This is a genomic window from Mycobacterium sp. 050272 (assembly GCF_039023525.1).
GTDB lineage: Bacteria > Actinomycetota > Actinomycetes > Mycobacteriales > Mycobacteriaceae > Mycobacterium.
On record NZ_JBCHKV010000003.1, the window covers coordinates 104306 to 120349 of the forward strand.

Annotated in this window: 1 protein-coding gene (running past one end of the window); it reads right to left on the bottom strand. The window is 67.2% G+C overall.

Annotated elements, in window-relative coordinates:
* Window positions 1-16044, bottom strand: the 3' portion of a protein-coding gene (locus tag AAHS21_RS08315; RefSeq protein WP_342927214.1) for a non-ribosomal peptide synthase/polyketide synthase. It continues 15123 nt past the right edge of the window; 16044 of the gene's 31167 nt are visible here — the last part of the coding sequence; its start codon lies beyond the right edge, outside the window; it ends in the stop codon at window positions 1-3.

Genomic DNA, 16044 nt, shown 5'->3' on the forward strand with positions numbered 1-16044 from the left:
TCAGCGCTGCGTCACCCTGGTGTGCAGGTAGAGCCCGAGCTGTTCGCCGTAGGTGCTCAGCGCATCGGCGGTCAGCATCTCGAGATGCGTACTGTCGACCGAGTAGATCGCGATCTCTCCGGCGACGTACGGTCGCCAAAGCCGCTGCTGGGACCGGGCCGCTCGCCCGGTTCGCAGGCCTCGCCACCGTGACCTTCCCCGCTTGTCGTCGGTTCTGCCGCGGGCGGCGGAGAAGATGACCATGTCACCGTCGAACACGCCGGGCACGTGGTCCAGCAGGTGTCGCTGGTTGGTCTGGACGCTGTGCACCATGAACTCCAGCAGCTGCTGGGGCGGCAGCGGGATCCCGGCTCCGTGCTGGTGCACCAGTTCTTCGGCCTGGCGGTATCCCAGCGGTCCGGACTGCGCGGGAATGTCGATCCGATTGGTCCGCAAGATGTGTTCCAGGATGTGGCTTTCATCCAGCGCCTGATTCTTTGCGATGGCCCGGTTGGCGGTGAGTCGCGCGACGAACTTGTTGGCGCTGAACACCGGGTCGATCAGCACCAGGCTCTCGACGACGCGTCCGCGCCGTTGCAGTTCGATCGCGAGTTCGTGGGCGACGACACCGCCGAACGACCAGCCGAGCAGCTTGTAGGGCCCGTCGGGATAGCGGGCTTGGATACGGTCCGCGTAGTTGGCCGCGAGGCCACGAATCGACGCCGGCTCGACCTCGCCGTCGTGCGAGATCTGGTTGATCCCGATGATCGGGCAATCCACGTACTCGCCCAGCGCGCGATACGCCCAGCTCAGTCCGAGCCCGTCGTGAATGCAGCACAGCGGTGCGCCGGAGCCGTCCCGGAAGACCTCGACTCCGACCACCTCCGCGGCGCTGTCCTGGGCGCCGAGTTGCTCACTGAGATTTCGGACCGACGGGGCGTAGAACATGGTGCGTACCGGAAGGTGGACATCGAGAGCGGCGTTGATCGCGGCGATCACGCGCATCGCGGACAGCGAATCGCCGCCGAGATCGAAGAACGAGTCGTCGACTCCGACCCGCTCGATCCCCAGGACCTGCGCATAGATCCCCGCGATGATCTGCTCCGTCTCGGTTCGCGGGGCCTGGAATGGCGTGGCGGCGAACACCGGCGCCGGAAGCGCCTTGGTGTCGATCTTGCCCGACGAAGTCAATGGGAACTCGTCGATCACCACGATCTGCGCCGGCACCATGTACTCGGGTAACCGCGCACTCAGCCGCTGGCGCACCGCGCTGATCTCCATGTTGGTGTTCGGGTTGTTGGCGTGCGCGCTGCGCTGGTCGGCCTCGGGGCGGGGCAGGTAGAGGTCGGTCAACGGAAGACCGGGGGACACGAGGAAAACGGCGTCAAGACTGCCCGGCTCGGCGCCCCAGGTCACCGCGACCTGGTAGCCGGCGTTTTCGCCGAGGCGGTGCAGTTGTTCGGGAGTGACGCTGTCGGGGCCCGGCGGTGGTGGGGTGAGCGCATCGGCCAACGGCAGCCCGTCGGCAAGGGCGCGTTCGATGCGCACGTCGCCGGCCAGTCCGGCTCGCGGGATCCCGGTGACGCGCACCGCGGCGGGACGTTGCGAGGCCAGGCGGGTGTGCAGACCCAGCAGGCCGGCGCATTCGCTCCACGTCCAACTGGGCGCCGACGCCACGGAACGTAGGGGTCCCGGGGTCTTGCGGATGACGACGTCGTAGCGGTACCGGTTGAGTTCGTTGTCGGCCATCCCGCGCTTGACCTGGATGTCGAGTCCGGCAGCGCCCGGGTGGTCGGCGGTCCAGGTGGTGAAAAACTCTGGGGCCAAGAGTAATTCAGGTTCGCTGACGACTGCGCGGTGGACCCGCTGGCGGATCTCGGCGACGTCGGCAGTGGTGGTGCGTGCCAGCGCGACCCCGGTTTGGAAGGCGTCCTGCAAAGCGTGGTTGCGGATGTCGCCGAGAAACAGTGCGCCGCCTGGCGCGAGCAGCTCCATGGCGTTGCCGATCACGTCGGCCAGGTACGCCGCGTTCGGGAAGTACTGGATGACCGAGTTGACGATGATCGTGTCGAAGTCGCCGGCCGGCAATCCCTCGGTCACGTGGGCGGGCCGGGCCAGCAGCTGGACCCGATCACGCCACGGGATCTGCAGCCGCTCCAGCGAACGGGCGAGGTTCTCGATGGCCACCGCCGACATGTCGGTCGCGACATAGCGCTCACAGTGCGGGGCGATCTGCGACAGCAGCAGCCCGGAACCGGCGCCGATCTCCAGCACCCGTCTGGGCCGCAGGCCCATGATCCGGTGCACCGTGGCCGCTCGCCACTCGTGCATCTGTTCGAGCGGAATCGGTTCACCGGTGTAGCTGCTGTTCCAGCCCCGGAAATCCATGCCGAACTGCGGCACCGCGTCTTGGCCGTCGTACAGGTCGTCATACACGTCCTGCCACTGGCCGACTATTTCGGCGTCGTGGTCGGCGGTGCTGGCGCGCCGCAGGGTGAGGTACGCGACCAGGTTTTCGCCCGCGTTGCCGTGGTGCACCATGGTGACGGCCTGCGTGACCTGTGGGCAGTCCAGCAGGGCATTTTCGATCTCGCCCAACTCGATGCGATAGCCGCGGATCTTGACCTGCTCGTCGGCGCGCCCGACATACCGCAACTGCCCCTCGGCGCTCCAGGACACCAGGTCGCCGGTGCGATACATTCGTGTTCCCGGCCCACCGAAGGGGCACGCCAAAAACCGCGACGCCGTCAAGTCGGGCCGGCGCACGTATCCGTCGGCCAGCCCGGCACCGGCCACGTACAGTTCCCCGACCACCCCGGCCGGAACGCGGCGTAACCAGTTGTCCAGCACGAAAAACGCCAGATGTGCCAGCGGCCCGCCGATGGGGCTGACCGGGCTGTCGACGTCGCCGTCGACGAGCTCCCGGAACGAGGCGTGCACCGTCGTCTCGGTGATGCCGTACATGTTGATCAGGCGTGGCGAGCGCGGATGCCTCTGCAACCACGTCCGAAGACGTTGTGGCTCAAGGGCTTCACCGCCGAAGACCACGGTCTCAAGCTCCAGCTGTTTGGCGAGCTCGGCCGAAAGCTTATCGGCGGTTTGCAGCGCGTAGAACGCCGTCGGGGTTCGGCTCAGCACGCCGACACGTTCGGCGACCAGCAGCGCGTGGAAGTCCTCGGGTGAACGGGCCACCGATTCGGGCACCACCACCAGCCTCCCGCCATAAAGCAGCGCACCCCAGATCTCCCACACCGAGAAGTCGAACGCCAACGAATGGCATTGTGTCCATGCCTGTTTCATCTCCAGCTCGCCTTCCAGCGAGTGCAGTAGGCGGGTCACGTTGCGGTGCGCGACGGCGACACCCTTGGGAGTGCCGGTGGTGCCCGACGTGTAGATGATGTAGGCGGTGTCATCGGGGTCCGGCATCGGCAGAGCGGTGCTCGAGTAGCCGCAGATGCGGGGATCGTCGACCGAAATGACCGCCAGGTCGTGCCCGTCCAGACGGCCGGACAGCGCGGCCGTGGTGATCGCGGCGACCGGCTTGGCGTCGGTGACCATGAATCCGATCCGCGCGTCGGGGTGAGCCGGATCGATCGCCAGGTAAGCCGCCCCGGTTTTCAGCACCGCCAGGATCGCGATGATCGCCTCGGCCGAACGGGTAAACAGCAGTGCCACAGTCTGTCCCGGGGCGGCTCCGTGCGCCGTGAGCAGATGCGCCAACCGGTTCGCGTCCTCCTCGAGCTCCCGATAGGTCATCGACAGACCGGCGAAGGTGACGGCGAGCGCACCGGGCGTGCGTGCGACTTGCTCGGCCCAGCGCAGCGGGATCGACGCGACTTCGGAAGTGGGGCCGCTCAGCACTGCCCGGTTGCCCCATTGGTCCAGGCGCGCATACTCTTCGGGCTCAAGGAGATCCGCCGACGACAGCCGCTGGGCCGGATCGGTGGTGATGGCCACCAACACCCGTTGCAGTCGCTCGATCAGCGCACTGATGGTCCCCGCGTCGAACACGTCGGTGCGATATTCGACCGTCCCGCCGATCCCGGCCGGGTCACCGGCGTCGTCCCAGTGCTCGGCGAGGTGAAACACCAAGTCCATTCGCGCGGTTTGGGTGTCCATCGGCAGCTGAGCGACCTGCAGATCATCGAGGGTCAATCCGGTCGCGGAGTCGACCTGGTGTCCCGGGGCGCTCTGCCAGGCCAGCATCACCTGGATCAGCGGATGATGAGTCAGGGAGCGGGTGGGATTGATGCGCTCGACCAGCACCTCGAAGGGGACGTCTTGGTGCTCGTAGGCGGAAAGGCTGCGTCGGCGGACCTGCGCCAGCAGCTCGGCATAGGTGGGGTCACCGGCCACCTCGACGCGCAACACCAGGGTGTTGACGAAGAAGCCGACCAGTTCGTCGAGCGCGGGGTCACGCCGCCCGGCGATCGGGAAGCCCACCGCCACATCGGAACTGGCGCTGACCGCCGAGAGCAGTACCGCCAGGGCGGCCTGGATCACCATGAAGCTGGTCGCGTTGTGCTCGCGGGCGGTCTCGCGGATGCGCTGTTGCAGCTCGGCCGGCCACTGCAACGCCACGTGGGAGCCGCGGTAGTCGGCGACCAGCGGGTAAGGCCGATCGGTGGGCAACTGCAACTGCTCGGGCATTCCGGCCAGCGCGTGTTCCCAGTAGGCCAGCTGCGCGGCGATCGGGCTGTCGGCGTCGGCCAGATCACCGAACTGCTTGCGCTGCCACAGTGTGTAGTCGACGTACTGCACCGCCAACGGCGCTCGTTGCGGGTTCCGGTGCTGCCGTCGAGCCCGGTAGGCTTCGCCGATGTCTCTGACCATCGGCGCCAGCGACCATCCGTCAAAGGCAATGTGGTGCACCACAATCCCGACGTAGTGTTCCTCGGCTGTCACCGAGTAGATCTGGGCACGAATCGGGATCTCGGTCGACAAATCGAACCGGTACTTGGCCAATGCCACCATTTCGGAGACCATGTGGTGTCGCGCCAGCGGTACCACCGCATCACGGCCGCGTCGCCACATTCCCGACGCAGCCGATAGCACCTCCTGGTAGGGGACGCCGTCGATCTCGACGAAGATGGTGCGCAGCGATTCGTGACGGGCGATCACGTCGTCGAGGGCCGCGTCCAGTGCCGCGACGTCCAGTGAACCGTTGATCCGGAACGCGGTCGGCATGTTGTAGGTCGCGACCCCGCCCTCGAACTGATAGAGGAACCACAACCGGGATTGCGCGAAGGACAGCGGAATCAGAGCCGGCCGCTGGCCTGCGACCAGCGGCTGACGCCGGCCGGCTCGGTCGCTGCCGACGCGGGGTGCCAACCGCGCGATGGTGGGTGCGTCGAACAAGGTGTGGACTTCGAGATCGGCATCGAGAGCGGAGTTGATGGCGGTGATCAGGCGCATCGCCGAGAGCGAGTCGCCGCCGAGGTCGAAGAACGAGTCATCGGTGCCGACGTGCTCGAGCCCCAGAACTTGGGCGTAGATGCCGGTCAGGATTTCCTCGACGGCATTCGTCGGGGCGCGGTAGTTGCCCCGGTCGTGGTAGTCCGGCGCCGGCAAGGCGCGGACATCGAGCTTGCCGTTTGTGGTCAGCGGTAATGCCTCGAGTGCCACGATGGCAGCCGGGATCATGTAGGCAGGAAGCTTGTTCGCCAACGCATTTCGCAGTGCGACAGGGTCTGCGGTTCCGGTGACATACCCAACCACGCGGGTGGTGCCTGGTGCGTCCTCCCGGGCGATCGCGGCGGCTTGTTCGACGCCGTCCAAATTGACCAGCGCAGTTTGGATTTCACCCAGCTCGATACGGTAGCCGCGGATCTTGACCTGCTCGTCGGCGCGCCCGACGTAGTCCAGCTGCCCGTCGGGATGCCAACGGACCAGATCTCCGGTGCGATACATCCGTGCCCCGCGCGCACCGAAGGGACAGGGCACAAATCGTGATGCCGTCAATCCCGGCCGGTTCAGGTATCCGCATGCCACGCCGTCGCCGGCGACATACAACTCACCGACCACGCCGATGGGGACCGGGCGCAGCCAGTCGTCAAGCACGAACAGCGCAGCGGTCGAAACCGGGCCGCCGATGGGCGCCGTCCCCGACCCCGCCGTCAGGGGCGCACTCATCGAGGCGTAGACGGTGACTTCGGTGGGGCCGTAGGCGTTGATCACCACGCGGCCGTCCGCCCATTGGTCCACGACGTCGGCGGGGCAGGCCTCTCCGCCCAGCAGCACCGCCACCGAACCCAACCTGCTGGGCGTCAATGATGCCGCGGCTGACGGGGTTTGGGTGAGGACGGTGACGCGCTCATTGACGAGTAGATCGTGGAAGTCCTCGGGTGAGGCGGCTACCGACTCCGGCACCACGACGAGGCGTCCGCCGCCGAGCAGGGCGGCCCAGATCTCCCACACCGAGAAGTCGAAACCGTAGGAGTGACATTGCGTCCACACCTGTGCCAGCGGCAGGTGTGCGGGGGTTGAGCTGACCAGGTGGGCCAGGTTGCGATGGGTGACCGCAACGCCTTTGGGAACACCGGTGGTGCCGGAGGTGTAGATCAGGTACGCGATGTTGTCGGGCGACGGTGCCACCGGCGCGGTGGCGGGCTGGGTATGCACGACGGGGTCGTTGACGTCGACGATCGATACGTCGTAGCCGTCCAGTCGCGGGAGCAGGTCGTCGGTGGTGAGCGCCGCGATTGGGGTGGCGTCGGCGAGCATGAACCCGATCCGTGCGTCGGGGAGGGCCGGGTCGATCGCCAGATAGGCCGCTCCGGTCTTGAGTACCGCGAGCATCGCGACAATGGCTTCCGGCGAGCGAGTAAACAGCAGTGCCACAAACTGTCCCGGGCCGGCACCGTGGCCGGCCACCAGGTGCGCCAGCCGGTTGGCCGCCTCATCCAGCTCGCGATAGCTGTGCGAGCGTCCCCGGAAGCTCACCGCCACCGCATCCGGGTCGCGTTGTACGTGCTCGGCGAACAATTCGGGGATCGACACCGGCGTGGCCGCGCGCCGCGACAACATCGCCCGGTTACCGACCTCATCCATCAGCGCCTGCTCGTCAGCGTCCAACAGCTCAACCGACGACAGCCTGCGGGTGGGTGCGGTGGTCATGGCCAGGAGTACGTCGTGCAGCTGCAGGATGAGGGTGTCGATGCTGTCCGCCGCGAAGATGTCGGTGTTGTACTCGACGCGCAGCCCGAGTTCCTTACCGGGCATGGCTTGCAGCGTCAGGGGGTAGTGATTGTATTCGCGCGCGGTTATCTCGGTGATGGCCAGCCCGTCGACACCGGCGAGGCCGGCGGCGTCGACGGGGTAGTTCTCGAACACGAACAGCGTGTCGAAGAGTTGGTCGTGACCCGTCACCCGGTGGATCTCGGACAGCGCCAGGTGCTGGTGCTCGAGGGTGTCGTTGTTGGCGCGATGCAGTTGGTTGAGAAGGTCGGCGGTGGTGGTCAGCGGCGTGCAGTTGGCCCGCACCGGGACCGTGTTGATCAGCAGGCCCACCATCGAATCCGCGCCGGGGAGCTCGGTGGGACGGCCGGAGACCGCGGTGCCGAAGGCGACGTCGTGTTGACCGGTCAGCCACATCAACAGCTGTGCCCAGCCGACCTGCAACACCGTATTGAGCGTGGTGTGATGTGCCCGAGCCAGGTCACTCAGCGACTGAGTCATCTGTTCGCCGACCTGAGATGTCCGTACCCCTCGGCGCCCCAGCCCGATTCGCGCTGGTGGGCCCACCAGGGTGGGAATCTCGAACCCCGCGAACGCCTGTCGCCAGGCCGCCTGGGCGGCACCGATGTCACGTTCGGCCAGCCACGTGACGAACCGGCGGTAGGGCGTGGGTGCGGGGAGTCGATGCCCCAAATAGCCGGCGAAGATCTCCTGGGCCAGGATCGGTAACGACCAGCCATCCAGCACGATGTGGTGGTTGGTCAGCACCAGTCGATGGCGATCCCTGGCGGTGTGGATCAATGCGACCCGGAATGCCGGCGGCTCATCAAGATTGCAGACCGCGCTACGTTCGGCCGCGGACACTTGCTCGACGGACTGCGCATCGTTGCCGAGTTCGATGTATTGCCACGCCGGCACCGGATCGGCCGGGATGACCTGGACCGGTTCGTCGAATTGACGGCAGAAGCGGGCGGCCAGGTTGGGGTGGCGGCCGACCACGGTGTGTACGGCCCGGCGTAGCCGGTCGGGGTCCAGCGGCCCGGTGATGGTGATGCCGAGTTGCATGGCGTAGACGTCGTCGGCGTTGCCGTGGATTGTGTTGGCGTGGAACAGCAGTCCCTGCTGCAGCGGGGTGAGCGGCAGGATATCGGCGGTGGCATGCTGCCGGCACACCTCGTCGATCTGCTGCTGATTCAGTCGCGCCGGGACGATATCGGAGGGGGTCAGTCCGCCGCCGCCGCGCTGGACGTGAACGCAGATTCCCGCCAGGGCCTCGAACCACAGCTGGCTGAGCCGGCTGATCTGCGCCTCATCGATTGCCGAGGGCGCCCAGGTCCAGCTGGCGTGCAGCGCAGGCCCGGTGTCGGTGTCCAGCGTGCTCGCGTTGAGTTCGACGGTGTGCCCCAACGGCATTGGAACCGCGGCGGACGCCGCGGCCATCGAGAGTCCGTCTTGGCTGATCTGCCACAGGTCGTCGGAGAGTTCGGTCGCGCCGCCGAGTCGCCCGAGATAGTTGAACCCGATCGCCGGGTCGGCCCCGGTCAGGTCGACGTCGGGGTTGAGATAGCGCAACAGCCCGTAGGTGAGTCCGTCCGGCAGTGCGCGCAGTTGTTCTTTTGCATCCTTGATCAGCGCACCCAACGCCGCGTCGCCGGCGCGCACCTGCGCCCAGTTCGGGCCGTCAACACGCAGTGCCACCGGGTATTTGGTGGTAAACCAGCCCACGATGCGCGACAGGTCCACATCGTCGGCCAGCTCTTCGTGCCGGCCGTGGCCTTCGACTTCGATGCCGATCGGCGAGTCGCTGTTCAGAAACTCTGCCCAGGCCATTGCGAACGCGATCAACAGAATGTCTTGCACGCCAGCGTGAAACGCCGCGGGCACCTCCCCCAGCAGCATTCGGGTGGTCTCGGTGTCCAGCTCCACCGCCATCTGGTCGGCACTCGCGTAGGTGTCGATGTCGGGGTTGGGTGCGGCAATCGCGGCCGGAGTAGCCAGCGTGCGCGTCCAGGCGTCGGCCTGCTCGACGACCGCCGCGGTGTGCGCGTATTCGGACAGCAGTGACGACCACCGGGCGAACGACGTTCCGCCCGCGGGTAGCGCGATCGGCTGCCCGTTGTGCTGCTGACCCCACGCGATATTGATGTCCTCCAACAGGATTCGCCACGAGACCGCATCGACGGCCAGGTGATGGATGATCAGCATCAGCTGACCGGTGGAGGTCGCCCACACGGCGCTCAACATTGTCCCGGCGGCCGGGTTCAGCCGCGCCCGGGCCGCGATCAGCGTCGTTTCGGACAGTTCGTCGACGATGTCCAGGCAACCGCGGGCATCCGCCGAACCGACCTCGGGTACTTCCAGGGAGCCGTCGGCGGCGACGCGCAACCGCAACATGGCGTGCCGATCGAGCAACGCCTGGAGAACGAGAACCACGTCATCGTCGGTCACAGCGGCGGGCGCCTGCACCACCAATGCCTGGTTGAAATCCTCGACCGGGCCGTCGATGTTCAGCAGCCAGCGCATGATCGGGGTGGCCACCGCGGGCCCGACGCCGTCATCGACGGTCACACCATCGCCGGCCACCGTGGCGACCTGGGCCAGCCGCGCGACCGTCTGCTCGACGAAAATGTCGCGCGGGCGGCACACCACACCGGCCGCCCGGGCCCGCGCGACCACTTGCATCGACAAGATGCTGTCGCCGCCCAGATCGAAGAAGGAATCGTCGACCCCTACCCGCTCCAGGCCGAGGACCTGGGCGTAGATCGTGGCCAGGATTTCCTCGGTGGCGCTGTCCGGAGCGCGGTAGCGATCCACATCGCGATATTCCGGAGCGGGCAGGGCGCGGGTGTCGAGTTTCCCGTTGACCGTCAACGGCAGCGCGCCGATCGCCACGACCGCCGACGGGATCATGTACGGCGGCAGCCGATCGGCCAGCGCCGCGCGTATCTGAGCGGGGTCGGCGGTGCCGGTGATGTAGCCGACCAGGCGGGCAACGCCGGGGCGGTCTTCGCGGGTGACCACCACCGCCTGGTCCACGCCGTCCAAACTGGCCAGTGCCGAACGGATCTCGCCGAGCTCGATGCGGTAGCCGCGGATTTTGACCTGTTCGTCGGCACGCCCGAGGTAGTCGAGCTGTCCGTCCGTCCGCCACCGCACCAGGTCTCCGGTGCGATACATCCTTGCTCCGGGCGATCCCGGTCCCCCGAAGGGGCAGGCAATGAACCGTGCTGCCGTCAGGCCGGCTCGTCCGACATACCCGCACGCCACGCCGTCACCGGCGATGTACAACTCGCCGACCACGCCAATGGGCACCGGGCGCAACCAGCCATCGAGGACGAACAGCGCAGCCGTCGACACCGGCGCACCGATCGGCACCACCGCCGTGTCCGGCGCCAACGGGGCGCTCATCGACGCGTACACGGTGGCCTCGCTAGGACCGTAGGCGTTGATCACTACGCGACGGTGCGCCCATTGCCTCACCACCTCGGCCGGGCAGGGCTCGCCGCCGAGCAGCACCGCCGTCGACTCCAATTGCTGCGGCGCCAACGCCGTTACCGCAGAGGGAGTTTGGGTCAGCACGTTGACACCCTCGGTGACGAGCAGGGCGTGGAAGTCGTCTGGAGAGGTCGTCACCGCCTCGGGCACCACCACCAGCCGGGCTCCGCCGAGCAGGGCGGCCCAGATCTCCCACACCGAGAAGTCGAACGCATAGGAGTGGCACTGCGTCCACACCTGGTCGCCCGGCAGCTCTCGCGGCGTCGACTCCGCCAAGTGCGCCAGGTTGCGGTGCGTGACCGCCACCCCCTTCGGAGTCCCGGTGGTACCCGAGGTGTAGACGAGATAGGCGATCTCGTCGGCCGACGGCGCCGGCAGCGCCGTGCCCGGCGCAATGCCCACCGCGGGGTCGTCGATGCTGATCAACGCGAGGTCGTGACCATCGACCCGGTGCAGCAGCTGCCGGGTGGTGATCGCGGCGGACGGCGCGGCATCGGTGAGCATGAAGCCGATGCGAGCATCGGGCAGCGCCGGGTCGATCGCCAGGTAGGCAGCACCCGTCTTCAGCACCGCGAGCATCGCGACGATCGCCTCGGCCGAGCGCTCCATCACGAGCGCCACACACTGTCCAGCCCGAACGCCATTAGCAATCAGCAAGTGCCCCAACCGGTTCGAGGCCTCATCGAGATCGCGATACGTCAACGAGTCGCCCTGGAAGGTTATCGCCACCGCTTCGGGTGCACGGGCCACATGTGCGGCGAACAGTGCCGGGACCGACTTCGCGGCCGCGGCAGGCCGGGTCAATACGGCGCGGTTGCCGATCTCGTCGAGGCGGACGCGCTCGCCGGCGTCCAGTAATCGGATCGAGGAGAACCGCCGGGTGGGGTCGGCGGTGACGGCTTCCAGCACCCGCTCGAATCGCCGGATCAGGGTGTGGATACTGTCGGCGTCGAATACGTCGGTGCGATACTCCACCGTCCCGCGGATACCAGCGGGCGCACCGGCGCGGGTCCAACGCTCCACCAGCGAGAACGCCAAATCCATTCGTGCGGTGTGGGTTTCAATCGGCAGCGGGGTGGCCCGGACATCACCGAGAGCCAGCGCGGCGGCGGGGTCGTCGCCGTAGAGGTTCTGCCAGCCCAACATCACCTGGACCAGCGGGTGATGCGTGAGGCTGCGGGACGGGTTGAGGCGTTCGACGAGAACTTCGAAGGGTACGTCTTGGTGTTCGTAGGCGCTCAGGCTGCGCTGGCGGACCTGGGCCAGCAGCTCGATGATGGTGGGATCGCCGTCGACCTCGACGCGCAGCACCAGGGTGTTGACGAAGAAGCCCACCAGCTCATCGAGTGCCGCCTCGCGGCGTCCCGCGATCGGGAAGCCCACGGCGACATCGGAACTCGCGCTGACGGATGCCAGCAGTACGGCGAGGGCGGCTTGCACCACCATGAAGCTGGTCGCGTTGTGCTCGCGGGCCAGCGTGCGTATCCGCTGCTGCAGTTCGGCCGGCCACTCGATGTCCACGGTCGCGCCGCGCTGGTCGGCCACCGCCGGGTAGGGGCGATCGGTGGGAAGCGTCAAGCGTTCGGGTATTCCGGCCAGCGCGTCTTGCCAGTAGGACAGCTGGGTGGCGATGGGGCTGCCGGGATCGTCAAGACTACCGAATTGCGCGTGCTGCCACAGTGTGTAATCGGCGTATTGCACCGGCAATTGCGTCCAGGCCGGTTGTTGTCCGGCACACCGAGCGGCGTACGCCGCGCCCAGGTCACGTACCAGCGGGGCGACCGAGGAGCCGTCGGCGGCGATGTGGTGCACCACGCCGACCAGTACGTGCTCGTTGGGGGCGAGGTGGAAAAGCGTTGCGCGTAACGGGATCTCGTTCGTCAAATCGAACGTGTATCCCGCCGCGGCCTCGAACGCCGCGTCCTGCTTCGACGTGGTCCAATCGCGGGCATCGACCACCTGCCAGGCGAACTCGGCGCGCTCGGTGGGCACCACCACTTGCTGGGGGACGCCGTCGGGCGCCACATACAGCGTCCGCAAGCTCTCGTGCCGGGTGAGCACATCGCCGAGCGCGGCTGCCAGCGCGTCGACATCGAGGCGACCGGACAACCGCAACGCGACCGCCATGTTGTAGACCGGGGACGGCCCCTGCAACTGATCCAGGAACCACAATCGGGATTGGGCGAAGGACAGCGGCACCACCGCGGGTCGCGGCCAGGCCGCCAATGGCTCCAGCCAACCTCGGCCGGTCCCGACACGCGGTGCCAGCCGGGAGATCGTCGGAGCGTCGAACAGGGTGTGCACCTGCAGGCCTGCGTCGAGGCCGGAGTTGATCGTGGCAATCAGGCGCATCGCCAGCAGCGAGTCGCCGCCGAGGTCGAAGAAGGAATCGTCGACACCGACCTGTTCGACACCAAGGACTTGCGCGTAAATGCCGGCGAGGATTTCCTCGATGGCCGTAGCTGGGGCGCGGTGATCGCCACCGATACCTTGATATTCGGGTGCGGGCAGGGCACGGACGTCGAGCTTGCCGTTGGGCGTGCGCGGCAGTGTCTTCAGGGCGACCAACGCGGATGGCACCATGTAGGACGGCAGCCGCTCGACCAGTGCGCTGCGCAGCGCGGCGGTGTCCGCGGATCCGATGATGTAGCCGACGAGCCGTTTGGCGCCGAGGCGGTCATCGCGGGTGATCACCACGGCCTGTTCGACGCCGTCGAGGTTGACCAGGGCCGTTTGAATTTCGCCGAGTTCGACACGATAACCGCGGATCTTGACCTGATCGTCGGCGCGGCCCAGGTAGTCGAGTTGCCCGTCGTCGCGCCAGCGCACCATGTCCCCGGTGCGATACATCCGATCGCCCGGTTGTCCGTAAGGGCACGCGACAAAACGGGATGCGGTCAACTCGGTGCGGCCGAGATATCCAGCTGCCACGCCCGCTCCGGCCACATACAACTCGCCGACCACTCCGGGTGATACCCGGCGCAACCAGCCGTCGAGGACGAACAGCGCTGCGGTCGATACCGGCGCTCCGATCGGCACGACGGCGGTGCCCGGTGTCAACGGGGCGCTCATCGCGGCGTACACGGTGGCTTCGGTGGGGCCGTAGGCATTGATCACCACCCGACCGGGCGCCCACTGATCCACCACCTCCGCGGGGCATGCCTCCCCTCCTAGCAGCACCGCCACCGACTCAAGGCCACGCGAGGTCAATGCCGCTGCGGCCGAGGGGGTTTGGGTGAGAACGTTGACCCGTTCGCGCACCAGCAGGGCGTGGAAGTCTGGTGGCGAGCTGGTCACCGCCTCGGGTACCACCACCAGGCGGCCGCCCCCGAGCAGCGCCGCCCAGATCTCCCATGCCGAGAAGTCGAAGCCATAGGAATGGCATTGCGTCCACACCTGTGGCACGGGCAGCGCAGCGGGCGTCGACTCGGCCAGGTGGGCCAGGTTGCGATGCGTGACCGCAACACCTTTCGGGACACCGGTGGTGCCGGAGGTATAGATCAGGTAAGCGACATCGTCTGGTGACGGTGTCGCTTCTGGCGCACTGGCGGGTTGCAGATCGACGGCGGGGTCGTCGACGTCGATGATCGGTAGGTCGTGCCCACGCAGCCGTGGCCGCAGGCCCGCGGTGGTGAGCGCGGCGACGGGCGCGGCATCGGTGAGCATGAACTCGATGCGGCTGTCGGGATGCGCGGGGTCGATCGCCAGGTACGCCGCTCCGGTCTTGAGCACCGCCAGCATCGCTACGACGGCTTCGGTAGAGCGTGAAAAAAGCAGTGCCACCGAATGTCCCGGGCGAGCACCCTGGTCGGCGAGCAGATGCGCCATCCGGTTGGCGGACTCGTCCAATTCGCGGTAGGTGATCGAGTGGCCGTCGCAGCTGATCGCGATCGCTTCCGGGGTACGTACGGCTTGCGCGGTGAACAGCTGCGGAATCGACGTGGGAGCAGGACCGCGTCGCGTCAGCACAGCTCGGTTGCCGAACTCGTCGAGTCGGGCATGTTCGGCGTCGTCCAGCAGCTGGATCGAGGACAGCCGTTGTTCCGCATCGGCCGTCATCGCCGTCAGTACCCGGTGCAACCGCCCGATCAGCGTCTCAATGGTTTTCGCGTCGAAAAGCTCCGTGTCGTATTCCACGCGAAGGCCGAGCTCGTCGGCGGGCATCGCCTGCAGGGTTAGCGGGTAGTGGTTGAATTCGCGTGCGGTCATCGCGGTGATGGCCAACCCGTTACCGAGTGCGGTCGACGTGTCAATAGGGTAGTTCTCGTAGACGAACAGGGTGTCGAAGAGTTGGTCATGGCCTGCGGCGCGCTGGATTTCGGTGAGCGCCAGATGCTGGTGGTCGAAGGTGTGGTTGTTGGCGCGGTGCAGCTGGTCCAGCAGGTCGGCCGTCGTAGTGGCCGCGGTGCTGGTAGCCCGCACCGGCACGGTGTTGATCAGCAGGCCGACCATTGAATCGGAGCCGGCCAGCTCGGGCGGGCGGCCCGAGACAGCGGTGCCGAAGACGACATCGCGCTGGCCGGTCAGCCACATCAGCACCTGCGCCCAGCCGGCCTGCAACACGGCGTTGACGGTGGTGTGATGCGCGCGGGCCAGCGCGCTCAGGGCGCGGGTACTCTGCTCCGACAAGGCCGAACCGGCGGTGCCGCGGCGTCCGGGCCGCACCCGACCCGGTGGGCCCACCAGGGTGGGGGAATCCAAGCCGGCCAACACTTCTCGCCAGGCCAGCTCCGCGGCCCCGACGTCTCGTTCGGCCAGCCAAGCGACGAACCTGCGATACGACCCGGCCGCGGGTAGTCGCTGCCCGTGGTAGCTGGCGAAGATCTCCTGCGCCAGGATCGGCAATGACCAGCCATCCAGCACTATGTGGTGATTCGTCAGCACACAGCGGTGCACGTCGTCGCCGGTGCGGATCAACGCGACCCGGAATGCCGGCGGTTCGGTCAGATCGCAGACCGCGGTGCGTTCGGCGGCACAGACCTGCTGGATTCGCTCCTCGGAGCTCAACACGTAATACCGCCACGACACAACGGGATTGACGAGCATGACCTGCACCGGCTCGTCGAACTGCCGACAGAATCGGGCGGCCAGGTTGGGGTGCCGGTTAACCACCGTACGCACGGCTTCGTGCAGCCGGTCCGCATCGAGCGGGCCCGCGATCGTGAGATCCAGCTGCATCGCGTACAGGTCGTCGGCGTTGCCGTTCGCGGCGCTGGCGTGGAAGAGCAGTCCCTGCTGCAGCGGGGTGAGCGGGAGGATATCGGCGACGTCGTCTTGCCGGCACAGCTCGTCAAGCTGCTGCTGGGTAAGGCGGGCCGGGACGATGTCCGACGGTGTCAGCCCGCCGCCGCCTCGGCGAACGTGTGCGCAGATCCCCGTCAACGCTTCGAACCA